This window comes from Brevibacterium sp. Marseille-P9724, from assembly GCF_902500275.1.
Lineage (GTDB): Bacteria > Actinomycetota > Actinomycetes > Actinomycetales > Brevibacteriaceae > Brevibacterium.
On sequence record NZ_LR722994.1, the window covers coordinates 62849 to 78474 of the forward strand.

Genomic DNA, 15626 nt, shown 5'->3' on the forward strand with positions numbered 1-15626 from the left:
AAAGATCCCGACCTGCTAGGGCGTGTCGCCGCTTGGTTCAAACCAAGCCACTACTGCGGTGCGCCCCGTGATCTGCTCGCGTCGATAAGAGAAGAGATCGGCAGATTCGTATGTGCACGTCCGCGAAAACTCTGCGATTTCGACACCGGCCTTCGCCAACTGGTGAGCCACACCGCCGGACACGTCAACAGCAGCCGTTCCGACCGCAGACACCGCTCCGGACACCGGGCAAATCTCCATGGCTTCTTCCCGCATACTTTCAGGGACTTCATAGCACCGCGGGCAGATGGACGGACCGATGTATGCGGAGATTCTTTTCGCACCGGCCGCACGCATTTCTTCGGCCGCCTGAACTGCAGCACCGGCGAGCATTCCGCGACGCCCGGCGTGCACAACACCCACATGACCGGTATCCGGCGCAGTGAGTGCAACCGGAACGCAGTCGGCGGTGAGGATTGCCAGGCCAACACCGGGCCGGCCAGTAATCTGTGCGTCCGCCTGCGGTCCGAGGCCTATGTCGTCATCGGTCTGCACGTGGTGCACATCGGCACCGTGAACCTGGCTGACAAAGCTGATCTTGTCAGCCGAAAGAGACAGAACGGCAGCGAGGGCGGAGCGGTTCGCATCAACAAGCGTGTCGTCGTCTCCCACCGAACGGCCCAGGTTGAGCGAATTGAAGCTCCCGAAGCTGTAGCCGCCCCAACGGTCGGTGAAAGCCACGTGAGCTTTCCCCGCCAAACCGCTGTGAACGTGTCTGGCCTGCAGCACGGCGCTACTTCAGGAAGGAGGGAATGTCGAGCGAGTCGCCGCCGAAGTCATCGCGCTCATCCGGCAGTTCCTGTGGGATATCGCTCTTCTGTTCAGCTTCGACCTCCGGGGCTTCCGGGGCCGGGCTGTCTTCGCGCGCAGCCTGCGTGGCCGCAGCCGCCTGCGGTGCGGCAGCTGTCTGTGCTGCGGGAGTTGCCGCAGTCAGCGGCTGGCTTTCGCGTTCAGCCTTGGGCGTTGGGTCAAAGCCTGCGGCGATGACCGTCACGCGGACTTCGTCGCCGAGAGCTGAATCGATGACATTGCCGAAGATGATGTTCGCTTCCGGGTGAGCCGCTTCCTGAACCAGGCGGGCGGCTTCGTTGACTTCGAACAGCCCGAGGTCTTCGCCTCCCTGGACGAGCATGAGCACGCCGTGTGCACCGTCAATGCTGGCTTCCAGAAGCGGCGACGAGATCGCAGCTTCCGACGCTTGAATCGCACGGTCTTCTCCTACGGCAGAGCCGATTCCCATGAGTGCCGTTCCTGCGTCCTGCATAACCGACTTGACGTCAGCGAAGTCGAGGTTGATGTAGCCGGGAGTCGAAATGAGGTCAGTGATCCCCTGAACACCGGAGCGCAGGACTTCGTCTGCTGCGTTGAAGGCTTCGACGATTGTGACGTTTTTGTCGGAAATCGACAGCAGTCGGTCATTCGGAATGACGATGAGGGTGTCGACTTCTTCGCGCAGCGTGGCAATTCCGGCTTCTGCCTGTTCCGAACGGCGGCGCCCCTCAAAGGTGAAGGGCCGTGTGACAACCCCGATCGTCAGCGCACCCAGGCTGCGCGCAATGCGCGCAACGACGGGAGCGGCACCCGTTCCGGTGCCGCCGCCTTCGCCAGCGGTGACGAAGACCATGTCTGCACCCTCGAGCGCCTCCTTGATGGCGTCTTCCGAGTCTTCGGCGGCGCGTTTGCCGATTTCGGGATCGGCACCGGCGCCGAGGCCGCGAGTGAGTTCACGGCCGATTTCGATTTTGGTGTCTGCTTCGGACAGGACGAGGGCCTGGGCATCGGTGTTGATCGCGATGAACTCTACTCCGCGCAGACCGGCGTCGATCATACGCTGTACGGCGTTGACACCACCACCGCCGGTACCGGCAACTTTGATCTCAGCTCCGGAATTGGGGTATTCAGCCAAGTCGATTCCTCTTTCAGCGGTCGATGCCGATAATGGTCTTCGTCAGAACGGTATTAAAGGCGGTATGTGTGTGCAACCACCTGCGCGGTGTGTCTTAGCCGGTCAACCCTGCGAATATGCGTCCTGCGGCACGCGCGCCCACGCCGGCACTTCGTCCGTGGCAGCCGGGACTGCCGTGCTCTGCACGTCGATGGCCGCCGGTTCGTCTTGCATGACCGTTCGCGCAGTTGCGATCTTCGCCTCGACGTCAATCGGCTCGCCCAGGATCACAACGGCCGAGTAGTCCTTGCTGTGCCGTATGACCACGGCCGTCTGCGTGGGGCTCTTAACAGCAACGGCCGCGGTGTGCTCGGCGTTCTCCCCCAGACTGCTGACGAGCTGGGACGCGGTTTCGATGCCGGTCCGGTCGGCCGTTCCGACGTACAGCGGAACTCCCTTGGGCCTGCTGTCGGATTTGCTCAGCACAACCGCTTCGGGGTCGTAGATCTCCCAGCCTTCGGCGCGTTTGACCACAAACGCCGGCTGCCGGTCGTGCACCTTTACGCGCAGTGTGCGCGGACCCGCCGGGCTGATGTCGAAGCTGTGCGCAAGCGGAAACTCTTCGGCGAGTTCGTCTTTGAGCTCTTGGGATCGCAGCTGCGGCAACGGTGTTCCGCCATGCTGATCCAGTACGAAAGAGGCAACATCATCGGCGTTGACGAGCTTCTGGCCCTCAGCTTTGACATCCGTGAGTGCCAGCAGCGGGCTGAACCACGCGGCAGCTGCCAAGGCGAGCACGCCGACGGCTGCGGCGGAGGCCAGCAGCATCCGCCGCAGCCGCAGGGACCTGTGCTCCCTGCGGCGCTCGTCAAGGCTCGAGGTGCTCATCGGCTGCGCAGTGCGTCAAGAATCTCCGGCCCGACGATTGTCACGTCTCCGGCACCGGCGGTGATGACAACGTCACCGGGACGGCATCGCTGTGCAACGAGATCTGCCACCTCGGCAAATGACGGGACAAAAGTGACCTGCTCCTCTGGCAGCGGCACCTCAGCGGCGACGATCGCCCCGGTCACGCCCGGAATCGGATCCTCACGTGCGGGGTAGACGTCCATGACGATGACATCATCTGCCAAGCCCAGAGCCTCACCGAACTCGCGACGGAAATTCTGGGTGCGGCTGTACAGGTGCGGCTGGAAGACGACGCGCACACTGCGTTCAGGGTCGACAACCTGCTTGGCGGCGATGAGGAGATTGTGCAGCTCCGTGGGGTGGTGGGCATAGTCGTCAAACACCCGCACGCCCCTTTCAGTGCCTTTGTGCTCGAACCGGCGCTTGGTGCCGCCGAAGCGCCCCAGCCCCTCCGCGGCCGCGTCGACGTCGAGGCCGAGTTCTGCCACGACCGTCAGCGCAGCTGCTGCATTGCGCGCGTTGTACAGCCCCGGCAGGCTCAGTTCGTACCGGCCTGACCTGCCGCTCGCGGTTTCCAGAACAAAGCTTTGGGACTGGTGGGTGTGTTCGACGTCGACAATCCGGACGTCCGCGTCTGCCGAGGTGCCGTAGGCGATTACGCGGACTCCTCGGCTTCGCGCCAGGTCGGCGATTTCGCGGCTGCCGGCATCGTCGGCACAGGCAATGAGCACCCCGCCGTTCTCTTCGACCCTGTGGGCGAACTGTGCGAACGCCTCCCGGACCTTCTCCCAGCTGCCGTAGTGGTCAAGGTGATCGGCCTCAACATTGGTGACAACTGCGATTTCCGGGCTGTACAGAAGGAACGACCCGTCTGACTCATCGGCTTCGGCAACAAAGGCGTCACCGGTTCCGCTGTGGGCATTTGTGCCCGCAGCCGTCAGCACTCCCCCGATGACAAAGGACGGATCGGCACCACATGCCTGCAACGCCACCGTCGTCATCGAGGTCGTGGTCGTTTTGCCGTGAGTGCCCGCAATCGCAACCGTGCGGTAGCCCTCCATGAGTGCCGCCAGTGCTTCCGACCGGTGGATGATTGGAATTCCCCTGCTGCGGGCCGCCGCCAGTTCAGGGTTGCTTTCGCGAATCGCAGAAGACACGACAACCGTCCCCACACCGTCGACGGCTTCAGCGCTGTGCCCGATGTTGATCTTGGCTCCCTGTGCGCGCAGAGCCGTGACGACGGATGAGTCTTTGGCGTCAGAGCCGGTGACGGAGCAGCCGCGCATCAACATGACGCGGGCAATGCCGGACATCCCCGCTCCGCCGATGCCGACGAAGTGGATGGGCTCGCTGAGGTTGGGCTTCATTCAGCTCTCCTTTGTGTCGCGCTCACGACGGGTCTGGCGTTCGGACGGATAGCCGCGGTCGGGATGTTCTGCACCCGCTGCGGCAAAGATCTTCTCCGTCATCGCTCGATCGGCGCTGACGGGGAAGTCCAGCCCCCGAGCGGCGGCGCTCATCTGTGCAAGCCGGTCGGCGTCGCGCAACAGGGGCAGGACGGTGCTTCGCACACTGTCAGCAGTGAAGTCGGCATTGTCGATGAGCTTCGAGGCTCCGGCATTGACCGAATCAGCCGCGTTGCGCTTCTGTTCTCCGTTGCCGATTGCCAGCGGCACGTAGACCGCTGGAACTTCAGCGACTGTGACTTCTGCTACCGTTCCGGCGCCCGAACGGCACACGATGAGATCCGCGGCAGCGTAGGCGTTCTCCATGCCGTCGACGTATTCGACCACGTGATAGTCGGGGCAGTCCTTCGCCGCTTCCCGCAGCTCATCGGCTTTGCCCGCTCCCGTGATGTGCAGAACCTGAAGGCCGGTGAACTCCGCAGCGGTCTCGGCAAATGCTTCGTTGATCTTCTGCGCCCCGGATGACCCTCCCGTGACAACGAGGGTAGGAAGTTCGGGGTTGATGCCCAGCCGGTCCGCAGCCTGAGCTCGGTGGCCTGCGTCTGTGCGGTCCACCTGAGCGATTTCAATGCGCATGGGCATGCCCACGTGGTCACCGGCCATTGGCGTTGAGGCGAATGTGTAGCCGATGTGCGATGGGTGAGCGTATTTGGCACCGAGCTTGTTGGCCATGCCGGGAACCGCGTTAGCTTCGTGCAGAACAATCGGAATGCCGAGCGATTTGGCAGCCAGGTACGCGGGAGGGCAGACGTAGCCGCCCACTCCGACGACAACGTCGGTTCTGTGCTCCTTGAGCAGATGCCGCACCTGCCGGATGCATGATGCGAACTGGAAGGGAAAACTGAGAGCCTTGGAGTTCAGTCCCCGCGGGAACGGCACCTTCGGAATTGTCTCCAGGCGGTAGCCGGCCTGGGGCACGAGCCGCTTTTCCAAGCCTTCGTCCGTCCCGAGCATGAGGATGTCGGAATCGGGATCTTGAAACCGCAGATCATCGGCAATCGACAGCATCGGGGCAATATGCCCCGTTGTGCCGCCGCCGGCGAAGAGAACGTTGAGCATGATCAGCTCCTCCTTTTAAGGAAGGTCAAAGAGCCCCAGAAACGCGACCGCCGCTCGGCCAAAGCCGCAGCGACCCCGGTTTCTGAACGGGCAAAGGACAGCAGAAGACCCGCGGCTATCAGCGCTGCGAGCATCGACGAGCCCCCATAGGATACAAAGGGCAGAGGTACTCCGATCACCGGCGCAATTCCTGCGACAACCGCGATGTTGACCCCGGCCTGACCGATAAGCCAGGCAAAGACCGCCGCCGAAGCCGTCTGGACGAAAACACTCGTGGTCTGCACCATGAGCCGGTAGATCCCGAAGCCCAGAAGCGCAAACAGGCCGATGACAGCGGCTGCTCCCAGCAGTCCGAGTTCTTCGCCGATGATCGCGAAGATGAAGTCGTTGTGGGCTTCGGGAAGCCAGGACCATTTTTCGCGGCTGGCGCCGAGCCCCACACCCAGCCACCCTCCTGATGCAAGGGCGTAGAGGCCGTGGTCGGACTGCCAGTGGGCGCCGAGCGGATCACCGGCTTCCCCGCTGCTTCCGGAAAGCATGGCCATAACGCGGGTCATGCGGTTTTCGCTCGTCATGACGAAGAACGCGACGGACACGGCTGCTATAGCGGCCAGGCCGAAAATCCAGCGTTTGGGAAGCCCCCCGACGAGCAGTGCGGTGCCCAACACCAGAAAGAGGATCATGACCGTTCCCAGGTCCTGACCCGCGAGGACCAGGACAACCGCAGCACCGGCGAAGAACAGAAAGCCCGCCATGTTCTTAATGGTGAAAGGTCTGCGGACCATGAGCGCCATGTAGCGAGCTGTGAACAGCACCAGAGCGATTTTGACGAACTCGGACGGCTGAATCTGCACGGGGCCGATGCGAATCCAGTTGCGGTTGCCGTTGATGGAAACACCCAGAGGGGTCAGCGGCAGCACCTGCAGGATGAGACTGAGGATCAGAACCACATAGGTCAGGCGGAAGCTGGCCTTCACGGGCGTGAAGGACACTGCAAACATAAGAGCCAGGCCCGAGGCCGCATAGATCGCCTGCCGCAGGAAGACAGAGAACGCCGAAGAGACACTCGCATCCCCGGACGTGACCGATGACGCCGACAGCACCATGAGCAGACCGACGCCGGTCAGCGCCGTGACGGGAATGAGGATCAGGTAGAACGTGGCCGTCTTCCGCGCCAGAAGGCGCTGCCACCTGTCGGACAGCTCGGTGATCTGTGCACGGAAGCCCCGCCGTCGGGAAGGGGCTGCTCCGGTCACGACAGGGCACCTCGCACAGCGTCGGCGAACAGTTCACCGCGCGTTGCGTAGTTGAGGAACTGGTCCATGCTGGCCGAAGCCGGTGCCAAGAGCACCGTGTCGCCTGCAGCGGCGTGCTGCCCGGCCGCGGCGACTGCCCGGTGCATAACATCCGCCCCACGGCTTCGGCTGTCCTCCACAACGTCAGGACCCGACGGCGGAACTACCGTGTAGTTGACATTCGCGGCTTCGAGCGCCCCTATCAGCTCGGCAGAGTCTGCGCCGATGACAACTGCGGTCCGAATCCGGTCGGCAAAGCTCTTAACCAAGTCAGTGAAATCTGCGCCCTTGGCCAGTCCCCCGGCGATCCACACAATCGATTCGCACGCCGCCAGCGATGCGGCAGCGGCATGGGGGTTAGTGGCCTTAGAGTCGTCCACCCAGGTCACACCGTCTGCCTGCGCGACCACTGCGTTGCGGTGGTCACCCACCCGGTGATTGCGCAGACCGTCGCGAACAGCTGCCGGTTCAATGCCGATGCTGCGTGCCAAAGCAGCAGCGGCCAAAGCGTTGAGCACCTGGTGGTCTGCCGGTTTCGCACCGGGCGCTCCAGATGCCTGCGCGACGTCTTCAAGTGAGCCGAGTTCCTGGGCCGCGGTCTGCCGGCGCTGGGCAAAAGCTCGGTCGGCGAGAACGTCCCCGACTACGCCGAGTTCACCCACGCCGGGCGTGTCAAGGCGAAAGCCCACGGCGCGGGCACCTTCAATCACTTCGGCGTCCTCGACGAGTTCGCGCGTTGCGGAATCTTCGCAGCTGTACACGCACGCCAGCTGGACATTGGAGTAGACCTTCGCCTTATCGGCCACGTAGCCGTCCCAGCCGCCGTGCCAGTCGAGGTGGTCATCGGCAAGGTTGAGCACCGCGGCCGAATGGGCTGCCATGGAGAACTGCCAGTGCAGCTGGAAACTCGACAGCTCAATCGCGAGCACTTCGGCACCGGGATCGAGCACCGCCTCCAGCAGCGGAGCGCCGATATTGCCGCACGCCCTGGACTGGAGTCCCTGTGCTTTGAGCATCGAATCGAGCATCGAGGTGGTGGTTGTCTTGCCGTTGGTGCCGGTGACAACAAGCCACGGGGCGCTGTTGGCGCCGCGCACGCGCCAGGCGAGCTCCACCTCGCCGATCACCGGAACACAGTGTTCGGCGGCGTCGACCAGCAGCGGTTGGTCCGGCCGCCAGCCCGGCGAGGTGCACACCAGGTCCGGCAGACGGCCCGAAGCCGTGCGCGGCAGCTTCTCAACGTGTTCGGCTCCGCGGCGAATATCGACGTCAAACACCCTGAGAATTGTCTCGTGTTCAGATTCGTCACGCTGTGCATCGGCGTCGACGACGATGACTTCGGCTCCGCGCTCAGCCAGGTGGACAGCCATCGGGTAGCCGGATACCCCAAGCCCTGTCACGCACACGACAATGCCTGCAAGAGACGATTCCGGGCCGTGGATCGCTTCTGGAATGCGGTCTTTGTTCGGGTAGTCCACCGGCTCCGCTCCGGGCGGGCTGATGGCGGGAATGAGCACCGGCTGCTCACCGGCTGCATCGCCAGCGGGCATGACTGCGTCATCGGCCAACGTTGGACACCCACTCCCCGTAGAACAGAGAAACGCCGATGACCGCGAAGACCAAAGCCACAATCCAGAAGCGGATGACGATCGTCACCTCGGCCCAGCCTTTGAGCTCGAAATGGTGCTGCAGCGGAGCCATGCGGAAGATCCTCTTGCCCGTCAGCTTGAACGAGCCCACCTGCAGGATCACAGAGAGTGTGATGATGACGAACAGGCCGCCGAGGACCACCAGAAGCAGCTCAGTGCGCGACAGGATCGCAAGACCGCCGAAGGCACCGCCGATCGCCAGCGAACCGGTGTCTCCCATGAAGATCTTCGCGGGCGAGGCATTCCACCACAGGAAGCCAACACAGGCCGCGGCGATTGCCGCGGCGACAATGGCAAGGTCGCGCGGGTCGCGCACTTCGTAGCAGCCGGCCCGAGCAGATGACATGAGGTCGCAGTTCTGTGTGGACTGCCACGAGGTCATGAGGACGTAGGCGGCGAACACGATCGCGGATGCGCCGGCGGCCAGACCGTCGAGGCCGTCCGTGAGATTCACTGCGTTCGACACGGCCGTGACGACCAGGTTCGCCCAGATGATGAACAGGACCAGGCCCAGACCGAAACCGGCAAAAGCCAGGTCGACGCGTGTGTCCCTGAAAATCGAGATTGCGGTGGTTGCGGGAGTTTCCCCGTAGGAGTTCGGGAAGAACAGCGCGACAACGGCGAAGGTCACCCCGACAAATGCCTGCCCGATCATCTTCGGCACCGGTCGCAGGCCCAAGGAGCGCTTCTTGGAGATTTTGATGAAGTCATCCAAGAAGCCCACAATGCCCAGGCCCGTCATGAGCCACAGGACCAGCAGACCCGACATGGTCGGCTGGGAGCCCGTCAGCAGGTGAGCCAGGAAATAGGCCACGAGGGTCGCCAGGATGATGACGACACCGCCCATTGTGGGCGTGCCCCGCTTGGTTGCGTGGGATGCCGGACCGTCGTCGCGAACGAACTGTCCGTAATTCCTCTTGACAAGGATCTTGATGTACTGCGGCGTGCCCAGCAGGGTCAACAACAGGGCAAAGCACGGGGCGAGGACGACTGCGATCATTGCGCTACTGAAACTCCTGCGAATTCGTCTCCCAGGTATCGCAGACCGGCGTCACGGGAGGACTTGAACAGAACAATGTCACCGGGCTCGACTTCAGATGCCAGAAGTTCGCGGGCTTCCGTCACGGTGGGCACCCAGGCCGCTTCACTGCCCCAGGAGCCTTCGAGGTTTGCCGCCTGGTAGATGGGCAGAGCTCCCTGGCCGACGGCAATGGTGCGGGTGATGTTCAGACGGACCACCAGGTGGCCGATCTCGTAGTGTGCCTCAGCTGATTCGTCTCCGAGTTCGAGCATTTCGCCCAGAACCGCGAAGGTCCGACGAGGCGGGTGGTCGGCATCCCCCGCGCCCATGGCGGCGAGGGTCTTCAGGGCCGCGCGCATCGAGTCTGGGTTGGCGTTGTACGCGTCGTTGAGGACGGTGACGCCGTTGGGCGAGTCAATGAGCTCCATGCGCCACCGGCTGGCAGCGCCGGATGTGGCGAGGATGGTTGCAATGTCCTTGGGAGCGACACCGCACAGGTGCGCAATAGCCGAGGCGGCCAGCGCATTGGACACGTGGTGTTCGCCCAGCAGCGCAAGTTCGATGTGAAGCGGTTCTGGATGATCGGGAAGGTGCAGGTCGAAGGCCGTGCGGCCCGACGGCTGGATGTCGACGTCAGAGGCCCAGACGCCCTCGTCGACATTCGTCCCGAAGAACAGGGTGTCCACGCCCTCAGCCAGAACCGACTGCATGGAGCGCACGCGCGGATCATTGCCGTTGAGCACCGCGGTTCCGCCGGGGATGAGCGATTCGACGAGCTCGGCCTTGGCTCGAGCGGTGTTCTCGATGGACCCGAAGACTCCCGCGTGCGCCGAACCGACTCCGAGTTCGACGGCGATGTCCGGGCGCACGAGCGAAGTCAGATAGGCGAGGTTGCCGATGTTGCGTGCGCCCATTTCGAGCACGAGGTACCGAGTGCTGGCACCGGCACGCAGCGCGGTGAGCGGAACACCGACTTCGTTGTTGTAGGAGTTCGGCGGCCACACGGTCTCTCCGGCTGTCGACAGCAGCGCTGCAGCGAGGTCTTTGACCGTGGTCTTTCCGGCAGAGCCCGTAATCGCCACAACCGTGAGCTCACCCACGCTGCGCAGCGCTTCGACATTCGCCTTTGCCAGCTGGCCAAGAGCCGCGGTTGCGTCATCGACGACGCACGAGGGCAGGTGCTCGCCGTCGACGGACGGAACGGCTTCGGCGATGACGAGCGCCGCACCGGCCTGCACGGCCGCGGCGGCGAATTCGAGGCCGTCGTGGTTCTCCCCCGTGCGCGCGACGTAGATGTCACCGGGGCCCACTTCGCGGGAGTCTGTGACGGCACCGGCGCAGAGAACCGCGTCCGGTGAGATTCCGTAGAGTTCGCCGCCAGTGGCCTGGGCGATTTCTTCAGCAGTGAATTCCTTCATATCCCTTCAGACCTTACCGGTTAGCCGTGGGAGAACCGCACTGTGAGACGGCGGCGCGTGTTATTTCACGGTCGTCAAATGGCAGCTTGGTCTCGCCGTAGTCTTGGCCGGGTTCGTGACCCTTGCCGGCAACCAGGATAGTGCCACTGGTGCCCGCTGCCGCCACCGCCGCCTCAATTGCCTCTCGCCTGCTGGCGTACTCGACGACAGCGTCGGCGGCAGCCCGGCTGGTGCCGTCAGAGACCGCTGCGCGGGCACCGCTGATGACTTCGGCGCGAATGGTCGCAGGATCTTCACTGCGGGGGTTGTCGTCGGTGATGATGACGACGTCTGCGTTCTCCGCTGCGGCTCGGCCCATGAGGGGACGTTTGCCGTGGTCGCGTTCTCCGCCCGCACCGCACACCACGACCAGGGGCTGACCTGCCAGACCGGAGAGAGCCTTTTCAATTGCGTCGGGAGTGTGCGAATAGTCGACAATGGCGCGCGGGGCGTGTTCTGATACGACTTCCATCCGGCCGGGAACGCGAACGCTGAAGTCCTTTGCCGCTGAGGCGAGCTCTTCTGCCGACACACCGGATTCGAGCAGCATGGCAAGCGCCAGCGCGGTATTGCTGATGTTGAAATCCCCCGGCAGCGGGCTTTGGGCGCGGATGCTGCCGTGCGGACCGCTGAGGGTGAACGCAAGGCCGTCGACATCGCCGATCGTGTAGTCCGCTGAGTCTTCGACACCGGCGGCGACGGTGGCTGCGGGGATCTGCGACTCCCGCGCAAGTCGGCGTGCCCAGTCGTCTGCCAGCACGATGACGCCCCGGGATGCGAACTCGGGTGTGAACAGAAGGGCTTTCGCGCGGTAGTACTCTTCCATGCTCCCGTGGAAATCCAGGTGGTCCTGGGACAGATTGGTGAAACCTGCCACGGTGAAGTGCGTGCCGTCGACCCGGTGCTGGCTCAGCGCGTGGGAGGACACCTCCATGGAGCACGCTTCAACGCCCTGGTCGCGCATGTCTTTGAACAGACGGTGCAGGTCGGGAGCTTCCGGGGTGGTTCGGGCGCTCGGCTGTTCCTGCCCGGCGATGACGGTGGCTACCGTTCCGATCAGCCCTGTTGTCTTGCCGAGCTTCTGCAGCAGGGCGTCCAGGATGAAGGTGCTCGTGGTTTTGCCGTTGGTTCCGGTGATGCCGAACAGGGCCGGGGCCTGCGGGTCTGTTCCGTAGACTGCGGCAGCGATGTCACCGAGGACCGCCCGAGGTGCCGGGTGGCAGAGGACCGGAATGTCGCCAACCGCTTCCGACAGCAGGTCTCGTCCGGCCTGATCGGTGAGGATCGCTGCGGCGCCGCGGTCGAGTGCCTGCTGGGCGAACTGCGCTCCGTGCGCGTTCGCTCCCGGAAGGGCCGCGTACAGTCCGCCTGGCGATACGGTCCTGGAGTCCAGACTCACACCGCTGACGGTGATGTTCCCATCCCCGTGAACGACGGCTCCGCCGGGGAGTTCGCTCAGCTTCATCATTTCCATTCTTTCGGAATCAGTTTCGGTTCTTCAGTCGATGGGGCAACGCCCATCTGCCGCAGCGCGTATCCGGTGACTTCTGAGAACACCGGTGCGGCAGAGGTACCACCGTAGTATCCCTTGGTGGGTCGCTGCAGTGTGACGCTCACGGCGAGTTTCGGATTTTCTGCTGGAGCCACACCGGAGAAGTTCGCGGTGTAGCCGCTCTCCCGGTCGCTGGTCTCGACAATCTGGGCTGTTCCGGTCTTTCCGGCCGCCCGGTAGCCCTTGATCTGTGCGGATGTGCCGGTCCCCTCGGCAACGGCGGCTTCGAGCATGGTGATCACCGAGGCCGCCGTCTGATCGCTCACAACGCGGGTGCCTTCTTTCGGCGGGATCTCCGAAACCCGGCCGGAGTCGTTCACGGTTCCCTTTACGAGCTGCTGGGGTACGCGCACTCCCCCATTGCCGAGCGTGGCGAACGCTGAAGCGCTCTGCAGCGTGGTTGCGGAGACTCCCTGGCCGAACATGACGGTGTACGCGGTGCGTCCGTCCCATTTGTCGATGGGGTGGACGCTGCCGGCTGTCGCACCGGGGAAGTCGATTCCGCTGGACTTGCCGAGTCCGAATTTTGTGAGGTAGTCGTAGCGTTGCTGCGGGCTGAGCTTCTGACCGGCCATGAGTGTTCCGGTGTTGGATGACTGTTCGATGATCCCGGAGAAGGTGAGCTTTTCGTCTGCGTGCGGACTGGAGTCGCGGAACTCTTCGCCGTTGGGCGCTTTCCATTTGTCCGGCACCGTGAAGCGGCTTTCCGGTGTGACCAGTCCCTCTTCGATGAGCGCTGCAGCCGTAATGGCCTTTCCGGTCGAACCGGGTTCGACGGGGTCGGTGAATGCGCGTGCTCCTCGGTTGGCTCCGTCGACACCGCCGGGATCGTTGGGGTCGACGGTGGGCGCCTGGGCAACTGCCAGAAGCCTGCCCGTGCCTATCTCCTCAACGACGACCGTGCCCCATTCGGCTTTGTGATCTTTCACTGCAGCAGCGATTGAACGCTGCGCAAACAGCTGTATCTGGGGGTCGATGGTCAGTTCGAGGCCGGTGCCGTTTACCGGCGGCTTGGTGTCGTTTTCGCCCAGCGGGATGATGTCGCCGCGCAGCCCCTTTTCGAACTGTCTGCTGCCGTCTTTGCCCTGAAGCTGTTTTTGGTGCTGCAGTTCAAGGCCCGCCAGCGGCACGCCGTCAGAGCCGACCCACCCGATGAGGTTGCCGGCGACCGCACCGGAGGGATAGGAGCGGACGGTGTATTTCTCGGCTGTGATGCCGGGAATTTCGAGTTCTTGTATCTCCCGCCAGACTTCGCTGGTGATGCCGGTGGCTACGGGATTCCACCTTTTGTCTCCGCTGAGCTTCGGGAAGATCAGGCCGGCTTCGGTGTCGAGGACAGGGGCCATTGCCTTCGCCGCACCCCAAGCGCCGAGTGGTTTGTCGTCATCGTCTTTGTAGGCTGCGACGTTCACCTGATCGACGACTATCTGGTAGCGGTCGGCGTTGTCTGCAAGCACTGTCCCGTCTGCACCGATGATGACGCCGCGGTCTGCTGGAAGCGGCTGGGTAACAAGACGCCCGGCGAGAGCGCGCGAAGCGATCTGTGAAGCGTCCAGCCCTTGAATCCACACGAGTCGGCCGAGAACGCCGATCAGCACGAGCACTGAGAAGAAGGCGACCAGCCGCGTGCGGATCATGAATCCGCGCTGCCGCTTGGTCTTGGCGGACCGACCAGAACGCGGATTCATAGTTTCCCTTACTTGTCGGCCTGTTCGTTTGGCTCTTGGAGCTTCGGCGGGTTGAGCGCTCCGCTGCTGCCGCCGACTACCGGCAGCCGCTCGTCGGATTTCAGGTTCGGTTTGATGTCGTCGCGGGCGTCTTTGCGAGGCCCCGGGACATTGCCGTCGGGCGCTTTGTCCTCGCCCTGTGGGGCATCGACTATTGTGCCATCTTCGCGGATGAACTTAATGGATGCTGCGGGCTTCAGACCCTGAGCTTTCGCTGAGTCTTCGATGTTCTGCGGGCTCATCCGGTACGAGAGGTCTTCAGCGAGGCGGTCGCGGTCATCCGTCAGCTTGTCGCGTTCGGTGCTGAGCTCCTGCACGCGGTAGGTGCTGTGGTTGATGAAGATGTTCGTCACCAGAATGAGTGCCAGCCCCACCACGATGGTGGCTACGCACAGCAGAGAAAAAGAGGACCGAGCTTCAGCAATTTCCGGTACGACGAGGCGCAGCTTCGGTTTGCTCTGCTCTGTTTGCTTCTGCGGGCGACTTCGGGGAGCGGCCGTTTTGACTGCGTGGCTCATTGCGGCTTCTCCTTTGTCTTCTGCACTGCCCTCAGGCGCACACTCGCTGCGCGCGGGTTGGTCTCGATTTCTTCTGCGTCGGCTTTGTCTGCTCCCCTGGTCAGGTCTTTCAGCCAGGGCTGCAGGTGTTCGGGCACGACGGGCAATTCCGGAGGTGCCGCACTGACGGTGCCGGCCCGGAAGAGCTTCTTGACGATGGTGTCTTCGAGGGACTGGTAGGACTCGACGACCGCGGTTCCGCCCACGTGCAGGCCTTCGAGGGCCTGCGGGAGGGCGGAGCGAAGAATGTCCAGCTCCGCATTGACTTCAATGCGCAGTGCTTGGAACGTCCGTTTGGCTGGGTGCGAGCGTCTGCACTGCCCTTTGGGTTCGGGAATGACCCGCTGCAGCATTTCTGCCAGCTGGTCGGTGGTTTCCCACGGCCGTTTCTGGCGGTCTTCGACGATGACAGAGGCGATCTTGTCAGCCCAGCGCTCCTCGCCGTACTCGGAGATGATGCGAGCCAGTTCCGCCTGGGGGTAGGTATTGAGGATGTCTGCCGCTGTCAGGGCGTCTTCTGCGTTCATCCGCATATCGAGTGCGGTTGCGCGCGAATAGCTGAAGCCGCGGTCGTCGTCATCGAGCTGCAGTGAGCTCACACCGAGATCGAAGAGGACCCCAGCTAAGCGCACGCCGCGCTGCGCAAGGATCGCACCGAGTTCGTCGTCACGCGCGTGCACCGGCGTAAAGCGCTTGCCGAAGCGCTGAAGCCTGCTGCTTGCAATGGCGATAGCTTCGGGATCTCTGTCGATGCCGATGACATGCACGTCGTCGCTGGATTCGAGCACACCTTCTGAATGACCGCCCATGCCGAGCGTCATGTCCGCAACAACGGGGGTGTCCCCGGCTTCGATGACGGCTTCGATGCCCACGGTCAGCAGCTGAACGCACCTGTCCAGGAGGACGGGTACGTGCGGGTAGACGCTCATTGTCATCCTCCTTCTTCTCATTCTTCGCGGCTGTTGAACCTAAGACCCCGTCCGGCCGTGCCCTGGCACCGGGGAAGTGTG

The 15626-nt window shown here is 63.3% G+C and carries 13 protein-coding genes; all 13 read right to left on the reverse strand.

Annotated features, from left to right (window positions below; translation table 11 throughout):
* Nucleotides 1–15 precede the first annotated feature (15 nt).
* Complete coding sequence (locus GC119_RS07335; RefSeq protein ID WP_226829352.1) at nucleotides 16–720, reverse strand: polyphenol oxidase family protein; 705 nt, start codon at nucleotides 718–720, stop codon at nucleotides 16–18.
* Nucleotides 721–772: 52 nt separating this feature from the next.
* Nucleotides 773–1945, reverse strand: a complete 1173-nt coding sequence (gene ftsZ / locus GC119_RS07340) for a cell division protein FtsZ (protein ID WP_070572323.1) — start codon at nucleotides 1943–1945, stop codon at nucleotides 773–775.
* A gap of 102 nt (nucleotides 1946–2047) precedes the next feature.
* The gene (locus GC119_RS07345; RefSeq protein WP_141750114.1) at nucleotides 2048–2812 is read right to left on the reverse strand and encodes a cell division protein FtsQ/DivIB; all 765 of its coding nucleotides are present in this window, start codon (nucleotides 2810–2812) and stop codon (nucleotides 2048–2050) included.
* Nucleotides 2809–4200 (reverse strand): UDP-N-acetylmuramate--L-alanine ligase, encoded by a 1392-nt coding sequence (gene murC / locus GC119_RS07350; protein ID WP_070572319.1) that lies wholly within the window; start codon nucleotides 4198–4200, stop codon nucleotides 2809–2811. Before murC ends, GC119_RS07345 begins: the two co-directional genes overlap by 4 nt.
* On the reverse strand, nucleotides 4201–5358 hold the full coding sequence (locus GC119_RS07355; protein WP_070572317.1) for a UDP-N-acetylglucosamine--N-acetylmuramyl-(pentapeptide) pyrophosphoryl-undecaprenol N-acetylglucosamine transferase: 1158 nt from the start codon (nucleotides 5356–5358) through the stop codon (nucleotides 4201–4203).
* Between the two features lie 2 nt (nucleotides 5359–5360).
* Nucleotides 5361–6614, reverse strand: coding sequence for a putative lipid II flippase FtsW (gene ftsW, locus GC119_RS07360; protein ID WP_070572315.1), 1254 nt, complete (start codon nucleotides 6612–6614; stop codon nucleotides 5361–5363).
* Nucleotides 6611–8203, reverse strand: coding sequence for a UDP-N-acetylmuramoyl-L-alanine--D-glutamate ligase (gene murD, locus GC119_RS07365; protein ID WP_226829354.1), 1593 nt, complete (start codon nucleotides 8201–8203; stop codon nucleotides 6611–6613). Before murD ends, ftsW begins: the two co-directional genes overlap by 4 nt.
* A 7-nt stretch (nucleotides 8204–8210) precedes the next feature.
* Nucleotides 8211–9302: a phospho-N-acetylmuramoyl-pentapeptide-transferase gene (gene mraY, locus GC119_RS07370; RefSeq protein WP_070572314.1), complete on the reverse strand. Its 1092-nt coding sequence runs from the start codon at nucleotides 9300–9302 to the stop codon at nucleotides 8211–8213.
* The gene (locus tag GC119_RS07375) at nucleotides 9299–10741 is read right to left on the reverse strand and encodes a UDP-N-acetylmuramoyl-tripeptide--D-alanyl-D-alanine ligase (RefSeq protein ID WP_070572312.1); all 1443 of its coding nucleotides are present in this window, start codon (nucleotides 10739–10741) and stop codon (nucleotides 9299–9301) included. Before GC119_RS07375 ends, mraY begins: the two co-directional genes overlap by 4 nt.
* A gap of 13 nt (nucleotides 10742–10754) precedes the next feature.
* Nucleotides 10755–12248, reverse strand: coding sequence for a UDP-N-acetylmuramoyl-L-alanyl-D-glutamate--2,6-diaminopimelate ligase (locus GC119_RS07380; RefSeq protein WP_070572310.1), 1494 nt, complete (start codon nucleotides 12246–12248; stop codon nucleotides 10755–10757).
* Entirely contained in the window at nucleotides 12245–14020 is a 1776-nt protein-coding gene (locus GC119_RS07385; RefSeq protein WP_070572306.1) for a peptidoglycan D,D-transpeptidase FtsI family protein, read from the reverse strand. Before GC119_RS07385 ends, GC119_RS07380 begins: the two co-directional genes overlap by 4 nt.
* An 8-nt stretch (nucleotides 14021–14028) precedes the next feature.
* A complete protein-coding gene (locus GC119_RS07390) occupies nucleotides 14029–14577 on the reverse strand; it encodes a hypothetical protein (RefSeq protein ID WP_070572304.1) in 549 nt (182 codons plus the stop codon).
* Nucleotides 14574–15545 carry a 16S rRNA (cytosine(1402)-N(4))-methyltransferase RsmH gene (rsmH, locus tag GC119_RS07395; protein WP_151952796.1) on the reverse strand — a complete coding sequence of 324 codons (972 nt, stop codon included), beginning with the start codon at nucleotides 15543–15545 and terminating at the stop codon, nucleotides 14574–14576. Before rsmH ends, GC119_RS07390 begins: the two co-directional genes overlap by 4 nt.
* Nucleotides 15546–15626 lie beyond the last annotated feature (81 nt).

Bases quoted from the DNA above. Each gene is read 5' to 3' on its own strand.
- GC119_RS07345 (WP_141750114.1), bottom strand. From the start codon at position 2,812: ATGAGCACCTCGAGCCTTGACGAGCGCCGCAGGGAGCACAGGTCCCTG.
- murC (WP_070572319.1), bottom strand. From the start codon at position 4,200: ATGAAGCCCAACCTCAGCGAGCCCATCCACTTCGTCGGCATCGGCGGA.
- GC119_RS07355 (WP_070572317.1), bottom strand. From the start codon at position 5,358: ATGCTCAACGTTCTCTTCGCCGGCGGCGGCACAACGGGGCATATTGCC.
- murD (WP_226829354.1), bottom strand. From the start codon at position 8,203: ATGCCCGCTGGCGATGCAGCCGGTGAGCAGCCGGTGCTCATTCCCGCC.
- mraY (WP_070572314.1), bottom strand. From the start codon at position 9,302: ATGATCGCAGTCGTCCTCGCCCCGTGCTTTGCCCTGTTGTTGACCCTG.
- GC119_RS07375 (WP_070572312.1), bottom strand. From the start codon at position 10,741: ATGAAGGAATTCACTGCTGAAGAAATCGCCCAGGCCACTGGCGGCGAA.
- GC119_RS07380 (WP_070572310.1), bottom strand. From the start codon at position 12,248: ATGATGAAGCTGAGCGAACTCCCCGGCGGAGCCGTCGTTCACGGGGAT.
- GC119_RS07385 (WP_070572306.1), bottom strand. From the start codon at position 14,020: ATGAATCCGCGTTCTGGTCGGTCCGCCAAGACCAAGCGGCAGCGCGGA.
- GC119_RS07390 (WP_070572304.1), bottom strand. From the start codon at position 14,577: ATGAGCCACGCAGTCAAAACGGCCGCTCCCCGAAGTCGCCCGCAGAAG.
- rsmH (WP_151952796.1), bottom strand. From the start codon at position 15,545: ATGAGCGTCTACCCGCACGTACCCGTCCTCCTGGACAGGTGCGTTCAG.